The organism is Bradyrhizobium sp. 197 (assembly GCF_023073375.1).
Classification (GTDB): domain Bacteria; phylum Pseudomonadota; class Alphaproteobacteria; order Rhizobiales; family Xanthobacteraceae; genus Bradyrhizobium.
The window spans coordinates 32,645-55,648 of record NZ_JADPJJ010000102.1 but is presented as its reverse complement, the minus strand read 5'-3'; the positions used below and the strand labels follow the sequence as shown (position 1 = coordinate 55,648).

Below are 23,004 nucleotides of genomic sequence, written 5' to 3'. Positions count from 1 at the left end.
CGAAGCATCTGTAGCTTGCCTGCTCGACCGTAAACTCGGTGTCCTGCATGTCGCGCTAGTGCTTCTCGAGCAGCGTGTGGATCCGCGTCAACTCTTTCAATACCTGCGGCAGCGGCGATCCATCGACGCGTTGTGGGATCCCGTTCTCCGTGCTGCCTCACTGATGTTCTGCGGCGCACGAATGCTCGCCCATTACGCTCTTTGCACGGAATTCACGTTGCTTGCGGCTCGCGCTCTACAGGATGCCCCACGCGCGATAGCGTCCCCGGCCAGTCGTCTCGCGAAGGTCGAGTTCGGCGACGAGGTTTTGGGCCGCACGGGGCGTGATCCCAAGCTCCGCCGCGATCATGCCGGACGAGACAATCGGCCGGGTCAGCACGTAGTCGAGGAGCGCCGGCAGTTTTGAAGTGGCGCGCCTGCCGGTGAGTTTTCGGGCCAGCAGGTTTCTGGTCATCAGCCAGCGGTCGTGGTCCTTTAGGCCGGCCTCGGCGGCGGCCGTCATCGCCTCTAGCTGCACAACCAGCCGCGCTGCGACGTCACGTGCCCGCCGACGCTCACGCGAGATGCTTTTCAGCCCGCCATGCAGGCACAACAGATAGCAGCGTGTCTTGCCGCGGTCGCGCAACACGCTAGCTGCGAGCAGGCACCCTAGCCAAGGCGTGTGCTCGAGTGGTTCAATCGCGTCCCAAGCATCCGCGGCGATTGTAGCCGCCAGAGTCGGCGGCAAATTGCGGGTCGCATCGACGACGGCGCGCCAGTCATCGATGCGGCCGTCCTCGTCCCAGTCCGGATCGTAGACGAGCGAGTCCCGCTCTGGCCACGACCGAAGCTCGTCGGCAAGTCTGCGCTCCGCCTTGGCGTTGGCGGCGTCGACCGCGGCGAAGGCTGCGGCCAGATGGAGATCGGTGTTCATGACGCCAAGCGGTCCGTCGAAACCCACCGCGTCCCGCTCTGCGTCCTCGTTGAGCCCGAGACGTTCCTCAACCTCTTCTCGCTCACCCCGGCCCCGAAGGTCAGCCAGTCCGGAAACCGACAGCGCCCAATTGGGCTTTGCGTCGGCAATGCGCCGACGGGCGCGCAGCACGGCGTGAGCCCGGGTCAGCTCGTGGGTGGGGGCGCGGACGTCCATGCCGGCGTCGTGGAGCACGAGGTCATCGAGGTGGACAAGTTCGCCGTCAAGCCACAGAGTGGCGCAAGCGTCGGCGAAGTGCATTCGGCTGATCGCACCGTCACGGATTGGGCTTTTGGCCAGTCGCTCGTCGAGGCGGGCGACAGCATCCTCGGCCGCGGCAAGCGGCCCCGCGAGCTGAGCCCAAGGCAGTGGATCGGCGATTTTGTAGCCGGAAGACAAGGCCTTGATAACCTTAAGAGGAAACGGCGAAACGGAACCTAACACACCTTTATGTTCCGTCATAGCGAGACCTGTTCCCGCTCTCCTCTCGCTATCGATAAGCAGGCCTTATCGATCGGGTGACCCCGCAGTGGGATCAGCACGCGCAGCGCTGTAAATCACCACCGCCAAGCTTTAGATCAACCACAAATCGCCACTCGTGCCAACCCCGGCCGTATTCCGGACCAGCCGCACCTTTCCGGTGACTGTGCCCTACCCGGCAAAGCAGGCCGCCCTCGAAAATCGGCCTTCGCGGAGGCAAGGTGAAGCGTAGGTAAAAACAGGCCCGGAAATTGACGCCCGCCGGACCGCCCTTGCCCAAAGGGAGAATGGCGTCCAACGAGCTGTGCGGTCTCAGGCTGCACCGGGACTGCGGCAATCAGCATCAGCTAGCTAATCTTCGAGCCCCTCGCGGTGGCGCTGACCCAAAGATTAGTGCCGACGCCACGACACCCCCCTTCCCCACGGCCTGCGGCGACGTCAGACGCGTTCCGATTTGCTGCAGGCGAGCCAATAGCTCGCGTGCCTCGTCTCAGTCGCTGATGAGCGCGATGAAGGGCGATGCGCCGATGAATCTCCTCATACAGGCCGTCGCGGATTCCTTTTGGTGGGCCGTCCGCCGCGGAGTTGCCCCCCTTTGGCACATCCGGGCAGAACTGGACGCCACGGTCGAGGAAAACGACGTCGGCTCGATCTCGAGCTCATGAGCGCGTGCCGATGCACTGTTCGGGTGAGGCGGACCTTTTTCCACCACCGTCAATTCCCGCGCCATCGCCTCGGTCTGCGAATTCTCGATATGCACGGCTATGGCATGCTCCTCTAGACGCAACCATCCCTAGGTGATTCCGATACAGGGAATACGGGAGCAGGCCCCGTTAGTAGGACCGCCCTGGCCTTCCAGTGACGGGCGGCCTCAGGTCGACGTGCGGCTCTTTGTGGTGCTGACTGGAACTTTATGGTTAACGGCTGATAAACGCCTCCCCTATTCTTCCATCCTTCCGCTCCCCCGCTCCCCGGCCCTTTCCGTCTCCGGACACGCGGCGCGCCGGCGCTTTGCTTCTATCGATGTCGTCCTAGCTGACTTCGATCCGTCCCGGGCGACAACAGCCTCGTTGGCCCGCGCCCGCGCCTGCGTGGTTTCAAGACAACCGGTGCGAGACCCGCGCGGGCAAACCCTCGGCGCGGTGCGACCTCGATGGTGGCGGAAGGCGCCAAGGAACAGCGTAACTGGAAGCCTCCGCCGACACATGCGCATTCGCCCTCGGCTGCGAGCGGGAATGGGCTGCACCGTCGTTGATACGCGGTGTGGCCCGTTCCGCGAAAGAGAAGAGATGCCGTTCCTTCCGAACTGGATTGGCCGAGACCGGCTTCGGCGACACTGATCGCCCGACCGGCTCCGGTCTACCTCTTGCCCGTCGCGCCGCGGTGCCCTCCTCCATCCCTGCTGCTGTCTTAGTCCCGCCAGTCGCGTGGGACCAAGCAACCCGGGATGGCACGGCGGATGATCCGCATAGGACACCCGAGGGATAACAGGTCCTCAACCCCGTGCCTAAGCTCGAACGCCTGCCGCGCGAGGTGCACTGCTTCCGGGGTGTTGTGCCGCTTGGGAGCCGACTGTCCGCCAAAGCCCTTGATCGTCACGGTATGCGGGCTGACGTCGCGGTCGTGCTGTGCGAGCGCGACATGTTCGCAGCCGATGATCATGCTTCGAGGGTGGAACGGCGGCTGGGAGCGCGCCGGCGGTGAAAGAGGGCACTTTCCGTCGCTGCAGCGCTCGCCGGGTCGGCTCGCTATTCCAAGCCAGCACGCCACGAGTCGGTGCAAACGCAAGCGCCCGCATCTGGTGATGCGCTGGACGACTTGCTCGTAACGGGTCGCGGGACTCTCGACCTGCCATCCTTCCGACCTGCCATCCTTCGCGTCTGCACGGTCTAGCGCCCCGCAGCGGATGTTCGGTTGCGGCTGAGCGGAGCGCGCCAGGGCCCAACGCTGAGTTTTGATCCGAATGGGGCGGTGCTAGAGTTCGAGCGCGAGTCGAATGTGGGAACTGCGTCGGGACGACTGGAGAAAGTTGACCGCGGTCAACTTCGGTTTAAGAGCGGCGCCTTTGGACCCGCAGCAGCCGTGCAGGCAACGTGCCGAGAGTTGACCGCGGTCAACTTTAAACTACCCGTGGCCCGATTCGGACCGTTAAGGATTGGTTTACCCTTTAACTGTTGCGAGACCGGCCAGAATCGGGCGTAATAGCCACGCTTTGCGCATGCCGTGTACCCGAAATTCGTAACTACGCGAGAAAGCCGTGGCCCTGAACGACCAACAAGCGATGGCGTCAATCACGCCTGGCGCGCCGCAGGCGATCCACGACACGATCGCGGCAGACGCGCGGGAACTGTCGGCGAAGCTGCACGCCCACCGAACGAAGCTGTTCCCGCCAAAAGCACGCAAGCATCTGCGCCGCTTTACATCTGGCGAAGTCGCTAAGCTCGTCGGCATCAATGACGGCTACCTCCGCCAATTGTCGCTGGAGGGCAGGGGCCCTCAGCCGGACACCAGCCCATCGGGTCGAAGGTCGTACACATTCGACGATATTCAAAGTCTTCGTGCTTATCTCGATGAATCCGGCAAGGGCGCGCGCCGATACCGACCGTATCGCGTCGCGGGCGAACAGTTGCAAGTCATTGGGGTCGTTAATTTCAAGGGAGGGTCGGGGAAGACCACCACGGCCGCGCATCTCGCCCAACATCTCACCTTGCAGGGCTATCGAGTGCTGGCGATCGATCTGGATCCGCAGGCTTCGCTCTCCGCGCTGCACGGCTATCAGCCAGAGTTTGATGTCGAGGAAAACGGAACTCTGTACGGCGCCATCCGCTACGACGATGCGCGTCGCGAACTGAATGAGATCATTCGGCAGACTTACTTTTCGGGACTCGACATCGTTCCCGGCAACATCGAACTGATGGAATTCGAACATGAAACCCCGAAAGCGCTAGCGGCACGCCAGTCGGGTGACCCGCTGTTCTTCGCCCGCGTTGCCCGTGCCCTCGCCACGGTCCAGGACCGCTACGATATTGTCGTGATCGATTGTCCGCCTCAACTCGGATTTCTCACGCTTTCTGCGCTCTGCGCAGCAACGGCAATTCTGATCCCTGTGCATCCGCAAATGCTCGATGTCATGTCGATGTGCCAATTTCTAATCATGACATCCGACCTTCTTGCGGTCGTCGCCAAGGCCGGCGGCAACATGAATTACGATTGGATGCGCTATCTCGTCACGCGTTATGAGCCCGGCGATGGACCGCAGGCCCAAATGGTCGGCTTTATGCGCTCGCTGTTTGGCGACCGCATGGTCACGAACATGATGCTGAAAAGTACGGCGATCTCAGACGCCGGCATCACGAAGCAAACGCTCTATGAGGTTAGCCGAGATCAGTTCACGCGCGCTACCTACGACCGTGCGATGGAATCGCTGGACAGCGTCAATGGCGAAATCCAAAGCCTCATCCAGGCTGCGTGGGGGAGGGCCTAATGGGTCGAAAAAACCTGCTTGCTGATCTCATCGATGACAAGTTGACCGCGGTCAACGAACAACCGTCAGGTGAGCCCAGCGACAATCGCAGACCAACCCAGCCAACACTCGGGTCGCGTGGGGCTGTCGGCGCCATGAGCCGTTCACTCGAGATGCTGTCCGCGGAGCGCGACGCCGCCAAGGCCTTGACCGAGCAACTCACCACCGGTCAAACCGTCATCGAGATCGCCCCGGATTTGATTGACGCCTCGATCGTTCCCGATCGTATGACGAGCGTGGACGAGAAGCACTCTGGCCTCGTTGAATCGATCCGCGCCAATGGGCAGTTGGTGCCGATCCTCCTTCGCCCGCATCCGTCCAGCCCGGGCCGGTTTCAGATTGCCTATGGCCATCGTCGCGTTCGTGCGCTCGCCGAACTTGGCCGCCCTGCGCGGGCCGTGGTCCGCGACCTTAGCGACGAAGACCTGGTGGTGGCACAAGGCAAGGAGAATGGTGAGCGGGAGGATCTGTCCTTTATTGAGCGGGCAACTTACGCCGCCGCGCTCGAGGATCGTGGATTCAAGCGCGAGATCATCATGGCGGCGCTCAGCGTCGACAAGACGGAGCTCTCCCGCCTCATCACGGTCGCGCGAGCCCTTCCCCGGAGCCTACTCGATGCAATCGGGCCAGCGCCAAAAACCGGCCGCCGGCGCTGGATGGAGTTGGCAGAGCGGCTTGTAGGTCGCCACGACCAAAAGGTATTGGCCGACAGTGTTGCCAGCGATCGGTTTGTGCGCGCTACTTCCGATGAACGGTTCGCGATAACTTTCGCCGCGCTGGCGCCCCGCAAGCCCAAAGTTGCACGGCCGACAACCTGGGCGGACGACGGAGGCAAAAAGATCGTAAAGATTGAACGTCGCGCAGATCGCATCACGCTAGCTGTAGATGAAAAGGCCGCGCCTGCGTTTGGAGACTTTGTGATTTCGCGGCTGCCGGAACTCTACCGGGCATTTCTCGATGGAGGCACCGATGAGTGACATCGGGCGTCTTGCCGCTTTGGATATGGCGCTGCCTGGACCTCACACGGTCGGGCAGCGCGATGCGTACCCGCGTTTCCGTCCTCTCACCGTAGGAGCATAGCGGAAAAGAAAAAAGGCCCCCGGAACGTCTCCGTCCGAAAGCCTTCTCTCGTCACGTTTGGCGACTGACAGAGAATCACTTTCACGAATCGCAGTCAAGCGTCTTTAGCGACGGCACCGTTTTGGTGAGCGGATTTTCTTTGCCCGCATGAGGCAAAGACATGCAGTCACACTCCCCAACGACGCCCTTTGGGCGGCGATCGTTGACGCTTGCCCATGTGGCAAGCCAGATGGTCGCAACCGAACGTCCGCCCGAAAAGATCGTCCATAAGTGGAAGATCTTCCACGCCATCTGCACGGCACGGCCGCGCCTTGGCGTGTCGGAGCGCTCGCTCTCGGTCTTGAACGCGCTCTTAACGTTCCATCCCGAGACCGCACTGACGGGGGCAGGCGATCTGATTGTCTTCCCGTCCAATCATCAACTCAGTCGGCGGGCGCACGGCATGCCAGCGTCAACGCTGCGACGTCACCTCTCCGTGCTGGTCGACGCGGGCCTGATCGTTCGGCGCGACAGTCCCAATGGCAAGCGGTATGCGCGGAAGGACAATGCCGGCGACATCGAGCTCGCCTTCGGCTTCGATCTGTCGCCGCTGGTCGTGCGCTCGGAGGAGTTCGAGAGCCTGGCAGCCGATATCGAAGCCGAGGCCCGCGCACTCAAGCTGGTACGAGAGCGCATCACGCTGTGCCGGCGCGACATCGCGAAGATGATTGCAACTGGCATCGAGGAAGCGGTTCCGACGCGAAGGGGAGGGCAGGGGCCTGCCGATTGGCAGGTTGTGCACGCTGCCTTCCGCGCGATCGTCGATCAGATTCCGCGCACGGCTACGCGCCAGGAGCTCGAGCCGATCGCCGACGAGTTGTCTCAGCTTGCCGACGACGTGTTCAATCTTCTAGAAGAACACATCAAATCCAAGAATCCAAGCGCCAATGAGTCCCATTCTGAGCGCCACATACAGACTTCAAATCCAGATACCCCAATTGATCTTGAACCTGTCTTCCGAGAAGGCAGGGCGGCGGGAGCTGAGCCCAAGCCTCAACCGTCGCGAGTCGGGGAGGGGACATATCCGTTAGGAATGGTTCTGAGTGCGTGCCCCGACATGGTCGATTATGCGAAGGGTGGGGTTTCGAACTGGCGCGATTTCCTCGCTACCGCGGCCGTTGTGCGATCGATGCTGGGGATCAGTCCGAGCGCCTGGGAGGAGGCTCAAAAGGTTATGGGCGAGGTGCCCGCGGCCATCGTCGTCGCGTGTATCCTGCAGCGCGGGACGGCGATCAATTCCGCCGGCGGTTATTTGCGCGGACTGACGCGAAAAGCCGAGGTCGGCGAATTTTCGCTTGGCCCGATCCTGATGGCGCAGATCAATTCTCGCCGGCGAGACAAGCAGCGGGCGTGAGGCGATGAGGCGCCGCCCCTAAACCGTTCGTTTCTCGTGGATCGAAGAGGCCAGTCCAACCGGCTGCGGCGGTGTCGACGCAAAGCTGTTCGCAGGGATCGTCATGGCAAAACACCACCCGATCCTCACTCTGTTTTTCCAGCCTCGTCATGGAGGCGCCGCTGAGCGGCGGATGGAGGTGGCGCGGTTCGCGGACGGGGGGCCGAGCCTTGGGGGCGCTAATCCCGTTGGATGGGAGATGGTCGAGCACGCTGTTCCGGGACAACAGACTTTCGCGTCTGGTGCAACTTAGACGGTCGCCTCCAACCGCAGCCGAGCAGCGACAGTCTTTTTGAGGAGCTTCTGGAGAGAGGCTAATGAAGAGACGAGATCGGTGCCGCGATCCACGGACCGTTCCGCTCGATGCGAGTGGGTGCGGTTTTCCTTCGACGGCCGGCAGTCAGGCCGGCAACGTTCTCAACCTCCTCCGGAGCACCAGTAGTATCGATCTACGTACAGCCTCGCAGAAGATCTCCAAGGCGAGGCAAGTACCTGCCTATCTTAAGCGGAACGATACGACGCCTCAAGGAACGCACTTTCTCTCCATCGAATAGGGCGGGATTGACCAGCAGCATCGTGCTTGGAATGACAGCCCTTTTTCAAATGGACATGTTCGAGGGAGGAGTGATCGATGCTGCGCCGCTGCACCAGGGCGCTGACCTCTTCCTGCCGCTGCTGGAGAAGTGGACAGCCATGGAAGACTATGAACCGGTCGACGGGCTAAACTTTGCCGAGGGATTGCGCGATTTGGATCCCAGGACGCGTTGTCGGCGATCGAGCGGAGATTGAAGCAGGTGCTTGGTTCGAATGATATCGATCTTCTAGATTCTGACACGGCAGCACACGTTGGGCATGCACGACGACGTTACGTGAAAGACAGCATCTTCTGCCGCTTTCATTTCTCGAGAGAGTGGTCGCCCGATGTTCCTACAACGGGGCATCCGGAGCCGTCTCTATGATCGCCGCGCACGGCACGCAAACCGCGCTAGATGTATTGCTGGAAATCCACACGGGCGCCACAACGCGGTACGTTCGATCTTGATCCGAAGACCCCTTGTGGTCTACTGTCCTTTGTCCTAGGACAACGGACGAGAGCGAATCTGCATGAAAAGTCAAGACGTTGTTATATTGCTGAAGCTCGTGAGCCTTGAGCAGGCCAAAAATGAGGGCGACGCGCATCTTGTGGAGGCTGCGCATAACGATGACCCGTACTCAGTACGCAGCCTGGAGTCAGCCCTTGGTATCAGCAAGACAGAGGTCAATGCTTCGATCAACCGGAGCGTTTCGTCGGGACTTGCGGTCAAAGATCGGGAAACCGGCCAGGCAAAGCCCAACCGCCGCAATCTCTATAATTTCGTGGTGCACGGATTGAAGTTCGTTTTCCCGGCTAAACCGGGTGCGATGACCCGGGGCATCCCCACCGCCTTTGCGGCCGCCCCGCTTAAAAATCTTCTGATCAGCGCAGGAGAGTACATTTACGTCTGGCCGTACGCCAAAGGCAAGGACATGGGGCAGGCGGTAGACCCGCTGTTTAAAAGCGTACCCCAGGCCATTCAAAAAGACGATCGCCTGTACGAGTATCTGGCCCTTATCGATGGTGTCAGGCTTGGACATCAAAGGGAGGCTGGGCTCGCGGCCGAGCGTTTATCGGAAAGGCTTCTCAGAAAATGACCACCGTTAAAGGCCAATTGCTTCATATGTTGCAAACGGTCGCGCAGTCTTTGGGAGATGAACTGCGCGAGCGGCTGGTGTTTGTTGGCGGTTGCACAACAGCCCTTTTCATTACGGACGAGATCGTGCTCGAAGGCGTTCGGGCAACCGATGACGTGGATCTGATCGTTGATCTCGTCGGGCATGCGCAATGGGCTCAACTGCAAGACCAGTTGCGTCAGAAGGGGTTCGTGGAATCTCCGGAAGACGAGGTCATTTGCCGCATGCGGCTCGGCGACCTCAAAGTCGATTTCATGCCGGATGATGAAAGCATTCTCGGCTTTAGCAATCGCTGGTACGCCAAAGGCATCGGGACGGCGGTCACGTGTCACCTGAACGAGACATTGAACATCAAGCGCCTCACGCCGGAACTGTTCGTGGCGACAAAGTTGGAAGCATATCTCGGCCGCGGCAACGACGATCTCCTAGGCAGCCGTGACATCGAGGACATCCTTCTCGTCGTTGACGGGCGAGAGGAACTCGTGGCTGAAATCCAAAACGCAGACGATGATGTTCGCTGCTACATTGCAGAGAAGTTCAAAGCGCTCTTAGGTCATGAGGATTTTGATCATTTTCTCGACGGCAATATCAAGGGACCTGAAGGCCGGGTCGATATTGTACGAGAGCGCTTTGTCGCCATAAGCCAGAGCGATGCTGGCGAGCAAGAGGGGAATGGAGATCAAAGGGCGCAGTGAGCAAGGAAAGAGGACGCGCGATAACCCCGATTGCGGCGGAGTCGGAGTGCGCGCCGATGCCGTGTTATGTCTCCTTCTCGACGGTTCAACCTCTGCCCCAACAAGCGGTGACCTTGCCCGCCAGATTATCCGCGATGTCGTAGACTGGTGCGTCGCCACAGACGAAGCCGCAATGGCAGAAAGCCTCAGCCGGCAATTGCGCCGCACTCATCGCAGTTCGGCGATTTCCGCGAGACAGCGTGAGCTAAGTGCTCGCCCAACGTGGTGAACCAACGCCTGCGACTCGCCTCGGTTTCGCCCGCGCTGCTCGAGGTCTATGCCGACGAGGGCATGTCGCTCGAGCAGTTGATGGCCTTCGCCGTCACCGCGGATCACGGCCACCAGGAGCAGGTCTGGCAGACCATCTCCGGCTCTTGGCAGAAAGAGCCTTATCAGATCCGCCGCATGCTGACGGAGAAGTCGGTGCGCGCCTCCGACCGTCGCGCCATGTTTGTTGGCCTAGATGCCTATGAGGCGGCCGGTGGTGTGGTGCTGCGCAACCCCTTCCAGTCCGACGACGGCGGTTGGCTCGAGGACGTCGCTCTGCTCGACGGTCTGGTCGCTGAGAAGCGAAAGGCAGAGGCGGAAACGATCGCCGCCGAAGGCTGGAAGTGGATCGAGCTCCTAGGGTGCGAAGCTCATCGGCCAGTACGACAGCTCAGCGCTTTGTCGCTGGGTGGCATCCGACCGCTCGCCTGGACCTGCGCAGCAACACGCGCTTAGCCCTACGCATCTTGCGGCCGAGAAGTCGATGGGATGACTCCAGTTCTCATGTGATCCATCGTGAAATCCGAACCTGCCATCGGATTACTTGATCTCCGTCACCAAACGATTGCGTCCCAACGATACTGCGTCGGCCGCACAAATGCTGACCTCCAGTGGATAGGGACAATGACACTCTCAGAAACGAACTTTCGCTTACTTCGAACAAGCAAGAATATTGTTTTGACTCTTGCGGCGGCGTCTCTCGCGTCGAGTGGGGCACAAGCTGCTGACCTGCCAATTAAAGCCAGAGCAGTGGAGTACGTGAAGGTTTGCTCACTGTACGGCGCCGGCTTCTACTACATCCCTGGCTCGGACACTTGCATCAAGCTTGGCGGATATCTGCGCACTGACTTTGTCGCGAATAGCAACAGCGATTTTGACCCGGCCGCCAATGGCGTAGCGGGAGCACGCAACCGTCTAAGCAACAGCTACACTTGGCGCGCTCGTGAAGGACTGAGCATCGACACGCGCACCGCGACTGAGTACGGCCTCGTTCGCACCTATTTCTCGGGCGTGTTCACCTGGACGTCGGGTGGCTATACCGGCGCCGGCACGAGCGCCGTCAATGGGGCGACCGCTTATACAACGTCGACGGCTTCACAGGTCGCTGGTGGTTCGCTCGGCGTCTACTCCGCCTTTATCCAGTTCGCAGGCTTTACGATGGGTAAGGCCGTCTCACAGTTCTCGGCGCCCTGGACCAACTATCCAGGCAACGAGTTCGATGATCTTCCGGGCGGCGGCGGATGGGTCACCGGCGTGAACCAGTTCACCTATACCGCTGACTTCGGACAAGGCATCACGGCCGCTTTCTCAGCCCAGGATCAGGTAGCCTACGGTACGACCAATATCTGGAATGTAAGTGGAGCAACGGCGGCCGCTCTCGCCACCGGTGCGTACGGTACTAACAACATCGGCGGTTCATCGTCTCCAGACCTCGTCGCGATGGTTCGTATTGACCAGGCGTGGGGTCTCTTCCAGGCGTCGTTCGCGGCGCACGACAACCATGCTGGGTACTACGGTGGCGACGAAGCGACCGGGCATCCGAACGACAAGTGGGGCTGGGCTGCTGCTTTGGCCTTGTCAATCAAGAACATCCCGACCGGAGCCGGTGACACGATCAACGTGTCAGGCGCTTATACCAACGGCGCGACCCGCTACAACTTCAACGATTTGATGCCAACCACCTACGCGATGTACGGCGGCACGGGGCTGGCAGGTGCTTATCAGAGCGTCGGCCTGGCGGGCTTGTCTGACTCCGTGTTCGTTGCCGGTGCGGGCCAGGAGCTAACCAAGACGTACGGCTTCCATGCTGGTTACACCCACAACTGGGATCCTCATTGGAATAGTGCCATCTACGGCGGCTGGGGCGCCGTTCGGTATAACGGCACTGCCAAGGGCTACATCTGCGGCGCATTCGTCGCCAACCTTGCGCTGTCGAGCGGCAATGCTGGCTGTAATCCTGATTTCAACTATGGGGTTGTCGGCGTCGTTACGCGCTGGACGCCGGTCAAGAACCTAACCTTCACGGCGGATCTCGCCTACACCATGCTCGACCAAAAGTACACGAGCGGAAGTACAGTGACACTGCCTGTGCAGTCTGCGGTCGCCAAGCCGGCGGCTCTCTACGAATTGAAAGATCAGAGCACGCTGACCCTGCTCTTGCGGGCTCAGCGGAACTGGTGAGGCTCTGTCTAAACCAGCGGAAGGAGAAAAGAGAGGCTCAAAGAACGAAGAAAACCTCCAAGGAGGCCTCCGGCATGCCCGCCGGGGGCCTTCTGCAAATAGTATCTAAATCAGGGCTGAATGATACGGCGGCTTTCAAACGGCGTTGAAGGACCCTTTTTCTTGGTCCAGACGAAGGGCCGAGCGTCGTCGTTGTAGGCTTTGCTCCCACCTTCAAGAAAAGCGGGTGCTGGTGAGATCTTCAAGCAAGTTGGAATGCTGCTGCGACAATCTTATGCCGTCTCCGCAAGGGCGGTCTTCTTACAAAGACGGACGAGCCACCGGCAAAAAGCGCGAGACATTTCGGGATTATCGCCTCGGTCGACAGCATAGGCGCGATACTGCATGCCGCTGGGAGTGCGCGATCGTGGAATCACATTGAGAGCTCCGCCACGTACCAGGTCACTTACAATGATTTCGGGTGCGACCAGAAGACATTTGCCCGTCATCACCGCCGGCAGGGCCAGGTAATTGTGATCATATCGCGCTCCCGATTTTATATCCTTTGGGGTCAGGTTCATGGCCCGCAGCCAAGTCGGCATTATGTCAGGCCGGGATGTGATGTTCAGGATGGGTACTGTGCGAACAACCGGGAGGCTCTTGCCATCGACGTGATTTGGTGAGCCCACACATACGAGTTGCTCGTTGTAGATTTCCCAATCATCTGCCGGCTCGATTACGGAAAGATCCCGTGTGATCAAAATGTCGTAATCGTCGGACGACGTCGGTTGCGAAAGTGAGCTAATCACATCCACAACTACGCCGCCCATTTCATTAGAAAAAGCTTGTAGATTTGGAATCAGAAAGGCGTAAGCGAAAGTCGAGAGTGACGTGCGGACTACAATCCGATTGGTGTCTCGACGATTCCGTCGGCGCATTCTCTTAGCGGTGAAGCAAACGGTATCTAGCGGTTCTGCAACCGTGTTCGCAAAAAGCCGTCCGAATTCCGTCAATTCGCTACGCCGGCCGCGACGCTGCATGAGGTCACTGCCCAGATACTCCTGCAGCACGGCGAGGTAGCGGCTGACCGAACTCTGGGTCATTCGCAAGGCGCTAGCCGCGCGGGTTACGCTTCCCTCGCGCGCAATTGTGACGAATACCCGGATCGCATTGAGTGGCACTTCATCCGTTTCGGTAGCCATTTTGTGCTCCGGAATTTCGGGCATGCCCGTCAGTTCTCGCAGGAGGGCATTGCCAGAAACCAATAGTCCATCACATTATTCGATGATCGTAGCCGGGTTACTAGATACCAACTGCAGGTCGCGCGCGAAAGCGATTTCGCTCGGACGCGGTGCAATCCGTGCGAACGAGCTCACTTCTAGGTGCGCACATTGGTTTCCAAAGGCGCGACGAAATCGTGCCGTTAAATCGGCTGGCGTGATCGCTCTTTGCGCGGTAGGAGAGGGGCGTTTACAGCAATTGTCGAACAGCAAAAACTGCGCCCGAGCAGAGCTCAGACGCAATGACGCCGTCTTGGACAAGAGATCTAGCGAAGGAAGCGAGCTTCGGCCGCCTTGACGCTATCCACGTTCTGGAGGTCGAAAATCTCTTCGACCGGCAGAATATCCTTGTGGACGTTCTGGACGCCGCCATCGGCAATGATTCGGCGGAAGGTCTCTCTCATCGCAGTTGCAGCAGCGCGGATACCGTAATTGCCGTAGATCATTACGCGGATATTCCCGAGTGCTTTGACCCGCTCGGCGTCGAGATCCGGGTACGCGTTCGGCACGATCGCTAGCGGCACCGATCCGCCCCAGGCGCGCGAAAAGCTTTCGATCTCTGATGCATCCTTCTTTTTCGAATGGATTAGCACCATTTCGGCGCCGGCCTCTTCGTAAGCGTTTGCTCGGCGCAGAGCTTCCGTTTCGCCAAGGCCCGCAATCAGGGCTTCGGTGCGGGCGATCACGAGAAAATTTGGGTCCCGTCTTGTCGCAACAGCGGCCTCGATCTTGCCCTGGAACTCCTCGATGCGGAGCAGTTCCTGGCGTCCGCCAGCCATAAGGCTCGTCACTTTCGGAAATGTTTTGTCTTCGATTACCACAGCGCTGGCGCCAGCTCGCTCGTATTCGTGAACGGCGTGGATCACGTTGATTGCATTGCCATAACCGGTGTCAATGTCAGCGATGATCGGCAGCGTCGTGCGTCCAGCGATCGAGCGCAGCATGTCGAGATGCTGGGTCATCGAGATCAGGCTCATATCGGGCAGACCGTAAAGCGCGGAGAGTTCGAAGCCCGATGCCCACAAAGCATCGAACCCGGCCTCTTCGGCCAGCAGAGCCGAAAGAGGACTATGGGCGGCCATGACATGGATGAGACTGGTCTCGTCCAGGCGAGTACGAAGGCGTTTGATGGAGGACATCGGACAATCCTTCTTTCGCAGATTCGGCTGGCCTTCACTGAGCGGGGTCACCTCGGCGCCCTGATCGCGCAATTGGGCCGCGCCAGCGGTCATGATCTTGGCTTTTTGAGGGACGGACGACATCTGAGTCGGTCTTAAACGAGAGACAAGAGTCAGCACCTAAGTGAAAAGCGGAAATCTTGCCGGTTTCTAATTGCTCTTAAGCGGGCCGACCAATGGTGTGATCGCATTCTTGCGATCTAATGATCAACCATCTCGATGATGGCGTCGTGTCTCGTTGCACCTCAGAGCTGGTCAAGAAGCTAGGGGGGACATCGTTTCCGCGCGACACTTGATCACTCGAGACCATGTTGGTTGCGCTAACAGTGAGAGCGCTGATGACGTTTTAGTTGGGCAGCGTCCTCAGCCCAACCGGGAGCGACCCAGTTCCGAGGAGGCACCGTTCTCTGCCCGGAAGCCGCATGTCATCTCATCTGCTCACGTGAACATCGACTTAGTCGATGAATGTCATCGCAGCGTAGCATTTCGCGGCTCTAACGTCGGACACGTTTGGCAAGCACGAGATCAGCGATGCTAGCTTTCGACCGCTGCGAGGATCTGCTGATCGCCGCAAGGTCAAGGCTATGCGTTCCGTACTGATTGAAGCGAATTCCGGGAGACGGTGATGACCCGCAGCCATCTGACACGGCGAGAGGCTTTGACTGGTGCGGTCGCAGCAGGTTTGTTGCCGACCGCGAGCGCCGTCTGGGCTGAGAGCGACGGCAAGAAACCAGCCCGGCGGCGATTAAGAGTTGGCATGTCCGGCTTTCCCCGCACGTTTGACCCAGTCATCGCAACCGACACCGCCATTCGGCGGATCATGCCACAGCTGTTTGAGAGCCTCATTGCCTTTGACCACACCAATGGGATGGCGCTGCGGCCGGCATTGGCCGAACGTTGGGAGCGAGTCGATGCGCAGTCGCTGCGGCTGTTCCTGCGCAAAGGCGTGGCGTTCCATGATGGAAGCCCGCTGACTGCCGAAGATGTCGCCTTTAGCCTGGGGCCCGACCACCTGTTGGGACCGGGCCGCAGCGGAATGTCCGATGCGCTGCAGTCGCTGGACCGGCTCGACAGAGTGGATATCGTCGATCCCTATACGGTCATTGTCCACGCCAAAGGGAACGACGCGCTGCTTGAGCAGCGTCTGGCCTCCTGGGGAGCGGAGATCGTCAGCAAGCGCGCGTTCATCGCCGCGGGCTCGTGGGAGCGCTGGACGGCAGCTCCTGTAGGGAGCGGCCCGTACAAGCTCGTCAATCACAAGCTCGACATCCATGTCACGTTGACTGCGCACGATGCATATTGGGGCGGACGGCCACCATTTGAGGGCGTCGAATATCGCATTATTCCCGAGCTTTCCGCGCGCGTGAACGGCCTTCTTGCCAACGAGCTCGACATCATCACTGACATCCCACCCGATCAATTCGAGCGTATCGAGAAGCGCGCCGATCTCCAGATCTCGGGCGGGCCAGTACAGAATATCCGCTCGCTCGTGCTCGACCAGAACGATCCAGTGCTGAAAGATGTGCGGATCCGCCGTGCGATGAGCCTTGCGCTCGATCGCAAGCTCTTGATCGAGAGCCTGTGGGCAAACCGTCTGCCGATTCCGAATGGCTATCAACTCGCGAGCTATGGCCACGGCTACATCGAGGATTTCCCCGCGCTGCTTTATGATCCCGACAAGGCCAAGGAGCTGGTCGCTGCGGCGGGCTACAAAGGAGAGCCGATCATTTATCGGCTCCTCAACAACTACTACCCCAATCAGATCTCTGGCGCGCAAACCATGATCGAGATGTGGCGTGCAGTCGGCCTGAACGTCAAAATCGAGATGATGGAAAACTTTGCCCAAGTTCAGCGCCAGCCGGTGCGGGCGATCTTCGACACCTCCAACACGGCGTTGTTTCTGGATCATCTCGGCCATCCCTGGCGTGAATACGGCCCCAGCGGCGCCCTGCCGAAGTCGGTCGGGGTCTGGAAGAACGAGGAATATTTCGCCTTGGGCGCGCAGCTCCAGGAGACCGCTGAGCCCGAGCAGCGCCGTCCAATCGTGCGCCGCATGCTCGAGATCATCAATGAGGTCGATCCGCCCTGTGTGATTTTGCATGTGTCCGGCCAGTTCTATGGCAAGCGGCGCGACATACCCTGGTTGCCGGGGCTGACGCTCGACCTCAATTTCGGCCCATTCAACAGCGCCTTGATCCGGACCTGATTCAGGATGAATGACGCGTTCCTCCGCTTGCGCGCAGCTCCACCACGTGGGCTGCCCGGCTCCCGCAATCCCTACGACGCCGCCCGCGAGGAGCAGCCGCGTCGACGCTGGCAAGACAGGGAGATCAGATGACACCACTTCTTGAGATCACAGGGCTGCAGGTCGCCTTCGACCAGGTGCCGGTGCTGCGTGGAATAAATCTTGGCCTCCGCCGTGGCGAAACGCTCGGCATGGTCGGCGAAAGTGGTTGCGGAAAGTCGGTGACCTGGCTTGCGGCGCTTGGTCTGTTGGGGTCGCGCGCCCGGACGGCAGGCAGCGTACGCTTTGCTGGCGAAGACCTTCTCCATGCTCCCGCCCGTCATCTGGAACAGGTGCGTGGTCGCCGAATTGCAATGATCTTTCAGGATCCGACCAGCGCGCTCAATCCCGTGCGTACCGTGGGCGATCAGATCGGCGAAGCTCTGCAGCTCCATCGTGCGATGGACAGGCGCAGCGCGCTGAACGAAGCGCGTCGTCTGCTGGATCAGGTCGGCATTCCCGATGCGGCGCGACGGCTTGGCGGCTATCCGCACGAGTTTTCCGGTGGGCAGAATCAGCGGGTCATGATTGCCATGGCGCTTGCGGGACAGCCCGACATCCTCATCGCCGATGAACCCACCACCGCTTTGGACGTCACTATTCAGGCGCAGATCCTTGAGCTTCTGCAAGAGATTCAGCGCGAACGAGGCATGGCGCTGGTCCTGATCTCACATGATCTGGGCGTTGTCGCCGAGATCTGCGAGCGCGTGCTGGTGCTTTACGCCGGGCACATCATTGAAGAAGCACCCGCCGTGCGTCTGTTCGACCATCCCACTCATCCATATACACGCGGGCTTGTTGGGGCCCTCCCGAATCTAGACGGGCCTCGGCAGCGCCTCGCCGCCATTCCCGGTGTCGTTCCGAGCCCGGCGGACCTTCCGCCAGGATGTCCCTTCGCGCCACGCTGCGACCTGCGCACGGACCGGTGTGGTGAATGCACTGTCGAATTGACTTCTGTGGAGGATAATGCCGACCACAGAATTGCCTGCCTGCATGTCACCGGCCAGCGGTGCCAGGACGAGACCGTCGCCGCATGACGATGACGGTCGCACCGCTTCTCCAAGCCGATGGGCTTGTCCGACGATATTCCTTGCGCCAGGGCCTGTTTCGGGGCCACTCGACGGTCCACGCCGTCAATGGACTGTCGCTGTCTCTGGCCAGCGGCGAGACGCTCGGACTTGTTGGCGAATCGGGCTGCGGAAAATCCACCGCGGGCCGGCTTCTCATTGGCCTGGAACGACCGGATGCGGGCACCGTCAGCTTCGGCGGACAAGAGTTGCCGCCGATGGGCGATATCCGTTGGCGGCATCTCAGGATGCGAATCCAAATGGTATTTCAGGACCCGCTGGGGGCGCTCGATCGCCGGTTGACGATCGGGGCGCAAATCGCAGAACCGCTCGAAATTCATCGGATCGGCAGCAAGTCCGAAAGAGCGGACCTGATCAATAAGCTCCTCGCTGACGTTGGCCTCAGAACCGATCACGGGGCGCGCTATCCTCATGAACTCTCAGGTGGCCAACGCCAGCGTGCGGTGTTGGCACGAGCACTCGCGACCGATCCGGACCTCATCGTGTGCGACGAGCCGGTGTCCGCGCTCGACGTCTCGATCCAGGCTCAAGTCGTCAATCTTCTGCGTGACCTGCAGGAGCGGCGGCGCATGGCGATGATCTTCATCAGCCATGACCTGCGCGTCGTTCGGCAGATCAGTGATCGCATCGCCGTGATGTATCTCGGCTCGATCGTCGAAGAAGGCTCGCCCGATGCAGTTCTGCGCGCCCCCTTGCATCCGTATTCAAAAGCGCTGGTTTCTGCCGTACCCAAGCCTGGACGGCGTAACGAGCGCACGATCCTGCAAGGTGATCCGCCCAATCCATCGGCGCGGCCCGCCGGCTGCGCCTTCCATCCACGTTGTCCGGCGGCTCTTCCGGCCTGCGCACGGATTGTGCCAGAGCTCACATCCGTAGGCCCAGGACGCAGGGTCGCTTGCCATCTGATCAACAGGGATGGTCTTCAACTTGGGAGCGTCGCCTGATGACCCGCTTCATCATGGTTCGGCTGGCTCGCGCCGTGCTCACCATAGCGATGGTAGTTACATTCGCCTTCGTGGTTCTGCGAGCCTCTGGCGATCCCGCTCGCGCGATGCTGTCGCCGGAAACGTCGGCCGACGCAGTCGAGGCGTTTCGCAAGGCTTGGGGACTCGATGCACCACTCTGGGTCCAATACCTAAAATATCTTCTTGCAGTCGTCCACGGAGATCTCGGCCAATCCATGCGGGACGGGCGTACTGCCGCCACGGTTGTTGCCGAACGCATCCCGGTCACGCTGATGCTCACTGCTCCGGCACTCGCCCTCAATCTTCTCCTAGGCATTCCGGCCGGCATCTATGCAGCCCTCAAGCGCGACAGTTTCACGGACCGTCTGGTGATGATGGTGACGGTAGCGGGCTTCACCGTGCCATCATTCGTGCTCGGGCTCGTACTCGTGCTCGCCTTTGCGGTCGAGCTTCCCTGGTTTCCTTCAGGGGGTGCAGGCAGCTTGCGCCATATGGTCCTGCCGGTGGTCACGCTTGGCCTTGGCGGCGCGGCCGTTCTGGCTCGTTTCACCCGCAGCGCCATGCTCGAGGTGCTCGGGCAACCCTATATCCGCACGGCCAGTGCCAAGGGTGTACCGTGGCGCAGAGTCGTGACGGGCCATGCCCTGCCCAATGCCGCCATACCAGTGTTGACCATTGTTGGTTTGATGGTGGGCAACCTAATCGCGGGGACCGTGCTCGTCGAAAGCGTCTTTTCCTGGCCGGGAATTGGCAGCCTGCTCGTCGTCTCCGTCGTAAGTCGCGATCTGGCTGTGGTCCAATGCATCTTGCTGCTGGTGGCGGCCGCCATGATCGCGACAAACCTCGCAGTCGATCTCCTTTACGGTATGCTCGATCCGCGTCTGCGCAATACGCGGTCTGCTGGAGGAGCGTAGATGGCGGAAATGTCTGTCGGACAGATGTCGTTTGCTCACGCTAAGAAGAAGAGAGTACTTCGGTGGCGCAACGTTGCTGTGCAAGGCGCCATCGCTTGGCTCGCGCTCATGCTCGTCATCGCGATCCTGGCAGATCGTCTCGCTCCCTATGATTATGCCGCACTTGATCTTCGGCATCGTCTCGCCGCGCCTATTGGCTTCGGGGGGCACGTATCGCATCTGTTCGGCACCGACGAGCTTGGCAGGGACCTGCTGGCGCGCTTACTTATATCGATCCGGATGAGCCTTTTCATTGCCTTTGGAGCCACGCTGATAGGCGCATGCCTGGGTACCACGCTCGGCTTTCTCGCCGCTCATTTCCGCGGCTGGGTCGAACAGGTCATCCTCGCATGTGTCGATTTCCAGGCCAGCATGCCATTTCTCGTTCTGGCGCTCGCCGTACTTGCATTTGTCGGTAACTCTCTGCTGCTCTTCGTGGCCCTCCTTGGCCTTCATGGCTGGGAGCGCTACGCGCGCGTCACGCGCGCGCTCGCGATGAGCGCGAACACGCAAGGCTATGTGGTCGCCGTACGCCAGCTGGGCGCAGGACCTTGTCGCCTTTACCTGCGCCACATCCTACCGAACATCGCCTCAACCTTGATCGTCACCATGACGCTCGCCTTTCCGGATATTATTCTGCTCGAGAGTGGTCTGAGCTTCCTTGGTCTGGGCGTGCAGCCCCCGCTCACTTCCCTCGGCAATATGGTCGGCTATGGTCGTGACTATCTGACCCGCGCGCCCTGGATACTCGTGCCCTCTTCGCTGATCATCTCGCTCACCACACTGTCCATCTCGCTGGTGGGGGACTGGCTGCGCGACCGCATGGACAGGACATTATCGTGAAGGCCTCTGTGACTCACCCTGCTACCCGCCGCGTCATCCTTGTAAGTTTCGATGGGCTTCGTCCCGATCTTATTAATGCTACAGCGACTCCTCATCTTCATAGGCTGCAGCGGCAGGGCGTGACCCTCGCCCGGAATGTCACCGTCTTTCCGAGCGAAACGCGGGCGGCGATGCCTAGCCTTGTTACCGGCGCATCACCCGGGCGCCATGGCATGGTCGGGAACCAATACCTCGACCGGGCAGCGGAGCCGTCACGCTACGTCGACACGGCGGATGATCAACTGGTCGAAACCCTGGATACGTTGAGCGGCGGGCGTCTCATGGGCGTGCCATCGCTCGGCGAGGTTCTTGCCGCCCACGGCAAGACGCTCGCGGTGCTCGCGTCGAATTCTGCCGGGACAACCCGCTTGTTCAACCACAAGGCGCGCACGCTCGGTCATCCCACAATCTCGGGGCACTTCGCGCGGCTCGCGACTTCCCGATCTCTTCTCGAGGCGCTGAATGCTCGGATCGGTCCGCCCCCGGCGCCCCCGCCTGCAGGAACGCCCGATGTCGCAGCGCAGAGCTATCTGACGGCGGCTTTGCTCGACATCGTCTGGCCACAGCTTCGGCCGGACGTCACCATTCTCTCCTTTGGCGAACCGGACAGCTCGTCTCATTACTGCGGCACGGCAGAGGTACGGACTTTGGAAGCGCTCGCCTGGGCCGATCAGCAATTCGGTCGCGTTCTGGACTGGTGGGAGGCTGAAGGCCGGCGGCAGGACGTCCACATCATTGCCGTCTCAGATCATGGACACGTGAGCGTCCATGCGCAGGCTGACGTTCACCAAGTGCTCAGAGATGCCGGATTCCGTTGCGGCTCGGCGCCTGGGCAAGACGTAGATGCGATTCTCGTTCCCGGGCAGGTGGGGGCCATTTATCTGGCAGACCCCTCGGAGCTGAAGATCCGGCGAGCCGTCGCAACAATGACCAAGGCGCCGTGGTGCGGACCGATCTTCACCGCTGGACGAAATGACATCGAGGGCATCGCGCCGGGCAGTTTTGCGCGACAGCTTGTGATGGCAGATCATGCCCGTTCCAGCGACATCCTTTTCTCCTATCGCGCCGATAGTGAAGTCGATCCATTCGGCCTCATCGGCCGAACCTGGAGCAACGACGCGCCGATCGGACTGGGAGTACATGGCGGCTTGCATCCTAAAGAGATGGCCGCGGTCGGCATTCTCGCCGGGACTGCCTTCCGATCGGGCAGCCTTTCAGAAGTTCCGTCGGGAATCTGCGACATCGCGCCGACCATTCTGCATCTCCTGGGAATTGTCGCCCCTAGCCAAATGGATGGGCGCGTCCTCAACGAGACGTTTGCGACATTGCCCCGGGCTGCACCCGCGTCGGTCGTAGAGACCGTCAACGAGGCAAGCTCCTCCACTTACCACCAGGTCTTGCGCCGCATACAGGTAGGAGCCGCAGCCTATATCGAAGGCGGCTTTGCCGAGAGCGCCGCGTGAGTGTGGTGGCTCCCGGACCTTGTCGGGATTGTTTTGAGTGATTTGAAACGCAGCCTTGGGAAGCTCTACGCCAGCGAGGGACATTCCTCGATACCTCCGAGCAGTTGTTGAGCGCCTTGCTGCTGCAGGCGTTCTAAGGCGCATCCGCTCGGAAGGCCAATTGATGGAGCAATTGGACTCCAAAAATTGTTGTTCCGCTGGTTCGTGGGGCTTTCGCCGGGCCTTCCGATGTGGGGCGGACGAGCTTCACGAAGAACCGAGAGCGGCTTAGTTTTTTCAGCAGACTGCTAGAGGGGGGTGGGTGCCGATGGGTATTGCAACAAAGGAACACCGGCCTGTTCAACATCCGAGGATCCCATGGGAATCGGGGCCGAGTTTAGCAACGTGACAAGCTCGTTAACTTCGGTGACAAGCTCTTCGTAGCTCTTCGACAGGGTCCATCGCGATTTAATGGCGCTTATCGTTCGCGTTCGGACCTTGCCTTGACTAGTCACGTTGTGATTCGTGGTACTAGAATGCTTTCTTCCGTTCTCGACGGTTGTCGCGCCCGACAACGTTGCTTGAACGACAACG

17 protein-coding genes and 1 pseudogene are annotated in these 23,004 nt (G+C 60.3%); 14 read left to right on the top strand and 4 right to left on the bottom strand.

Going from position 1 to position 23,004, the window contains the following annotated elements:
- Positions 1-235: 235 nt before the first annotated feature.
- Together IVB27_RS24670 and IVB27_RS24665 are read right to left on the bottom strand one after the other, a co-directional pair.
- Entirely contained in the window at positions 236-1,414 is a 1,179-nt protein-coding gene (locus tag IVB27_RS24670) for an RHE_PE00001 family protein (protein ID WP_247445770.1), read from the bottom strand.
- A 508-nt stretch (positions 1,415-1,922) separates the two neighbouring features.
- Positions 1,923-2,192: a hypothetical protein gene (locus IVB27_RS24665; RefSeq protein WP_247445769.1), complete on the bottom strand. Its 270-nt coding sequence runs from the start codon at positions 2,190-2,192 to the stop codon at positions 1,923-1,925.
- Positions 2,193-3,713: 1,521 nt separating this feature from the next.
- On the opposite strand from IVB27_RS24665, the gene repA reads away from it, so the two are divergent.
- The 8 genes and pseudogenes from repA to IVB27_RS24625 all read left to right on the top strand — a co-directional run bounded on the left by repA (position 3,714) and on the right by IVB27_RS24625 (position 12,359).
- A complete protein-coding gene (repA, locus tag IVB27_RS24660) occupies positions 3,714-4,916 on the top strand; it encodes a plasmid partitioning protein RepA (RefSeq protein ID WP_026233724.1) in 1,203 nt (400 codons plus the stop codon).
- A complete protein-coding gene (gene repB / locus IVB27_RS24655; RefSeq protein ID WP_247445767.1) occupies positions 4,916-5,932 on the top strand; it encodes a plasmid partitioning protein RepB in 1,017 nt (338 codons plus the stop codon). The genes repA and repB overlap by 1 nt, the downstream gene beginning before the upstream one ends.
- Positions 5,933-6,195: 263 nt before the next feature.
- Complete coding sequence (gene repC / locus IVB27_RS24650; protein WP_247445766.1) at positions 6,196-7,428, top strand: plasmid replication protein RepC; 1,233 nt, start codon at positions 6,196-6,198, stop codon at positions 7,426-7,428.
- 600 nt (positions 7,429-8,028) lie between these two features.
- Positions 8,029-8,256, top strand: coding sequence for a hypothetical protein (locus IVB27_RS24645; protein WP_247445765.1), 228 nt, complete (start codon positions 8,029-8,031; stop codon positions 8,254-8,256).
- 315 nt (positions 8,257-8,571) lie between these two features.
- Positions 8,572-9,138, top strand: a complete 567-nt coding sequence (locus IVB27_RS24640) for a hypothetical protein (RefSeq protein WP_247445764.1) — start codon at positions 8,572-8,574, stop codon at positions 9,136-9,138.
- Positions 9,135-9,872, top strand: a complete 738-nt coding sequence (locus tag IVB27_RS24635; protein ID WP_247445763.1) for a hypothetical protein — start codon at positions 9,135-9,137, stop codon at positions 9,870-9,872. Before IVB27_RS24640 ends, IVB27_RS24635 begins: the two co-directional genes overlap by 4 nt.
- A gap of 258 nt (positions 9,873-10,130) precedes the next feature.
- Positions 10,131-10,535, top strand: a pseudogene (locus IVB27_RS24630) (DNA-binding protein); the annotation flags it as partial.
- Positions 10,536-10,802: 267 nt separating this feature from the next.
- The gene (locus tag IVB27_RS24625) at positions 10,803-12,359 is read left to right on the top strand and encodes a porin (RefSeq protein ID WP_247445762.1); all 1,557 of its coding nucleotides are present in this window, start codon (positions 10,803-10,805) and stop codon (positions 12,357-12,359) included.
- Positions 12,360-12,631: 272 nt separating this feature from the next.
- On the opposite strand, the gene IVB27_RS24620 is transcribed toward IVB27_RS24625, so the two are convergent.
- Positions 12,632-13,540, bottom strand: coding sequence for a LysR family transcriptional regulator (locus tag IVB27_RS24620; protein WP_247282215.1), 909 nt, complete (start codon positions 13,538-13,540; stop codon positions 12,632-12,634).
- Between the two features lie 344 nt (positions 13,541-13,884).
- Positions 13,885-14,757, bottom strand: coding sequence for an isocitrate lyase/phosphoenolpyruvate mutase family protein (locus tag IVB27_RS24615; protein WP_345946915.1), 873 nt, complete (start codon positions 14,755-14,757; stop codon positions 13,885-13,887).
- 664 nt (positions 14,758-15,421) lie between these two features.
- On the opposite strand from IVB27_RS24615, the gene IVB27_RS24610 reads away from it, so the two are divergent.
- The 6 genes from IVB27_RS24610 to IVB27_RS24585 all read left to right on the top strand — a co-directional run bounded on the left by IVB27_RS24610 (position 15,422) and on the right by IVB27_RS24585 (position 22,431).
- A complete protein-coding gene (locus tag IVB27_RS24610; RefSeq protein ID WP_247445760.1) occupies positions 15,422-17,002 on the top strand; it encodes an ABC transporter substrate-binding protein in 1,581 nt (526 codons plus the stop codon).
- A 128-nt stretch (positions 17,003-17,130) separates the two neighbouring features.
- Positions 17,131-18,117, top strand: a complete 987-nt coding sequence (locus tag IVB27_RS24605) for an ABC transporter ATP-binding protein (protein ID WP_051113058.1) — start codon at positions 17,131-17,133, stop codon at positions 18,115-18,117.
- A complete protein-coding gene (locus IVB27_RS24600; protein WP_276001467.1) occupies positions 18,114-19,112 on the top strand; it encodes an ABC transporter ATP-binding protein in 999 nt (332 codons plus the stop codon). The genes IVB27_RS24605 and IVB27_RS24600 overlap by 4 nt, the downstream gene beginning before the upstream one ends.
- Complete coding sequence (locus IVB27_RS24595; RefSeq protein ID WP_247445759.1) at positions 19,112-20,047, top strand: ABC transporter permease; 936 nt, start codon at positions 19,112-19,114, stop codon at positions 20,045-20,047. The genes IVB27_RS24600 and IVB27_RS24595 overlap by 1 nt, the downstream gene beginning before the upstream one ends.
- Positions 20,048-20,071: 24 nt before the next feature.
- Positions 20,072-20,929, top strand: a complete 858-nt coding sequence (locus IVB27_RS24590; protein ID WP_247445833.1) for an ABC transporter permease — start codon at positions 20,072-20,074, stop codon at positions 20,927-20,929.
- Positions 20,926-22,431: an alkaline phosphatase family protein gene (locus IVB27_RS24585; RefSeq protein WP_345946914.1), complete on the top strand. Its 1,506-nt coding sequence runs from the start codon at positions 20,926-20,928 to the stop codon at positions 22,429-22,431. The genes IVB27_RS24590 and IVB27_RS24585 overlap by 4 nt, the downstream gene beginning before the upstream one ends.
- Positions 22,432-23,004: the final 573 nt, after the last annotated feature.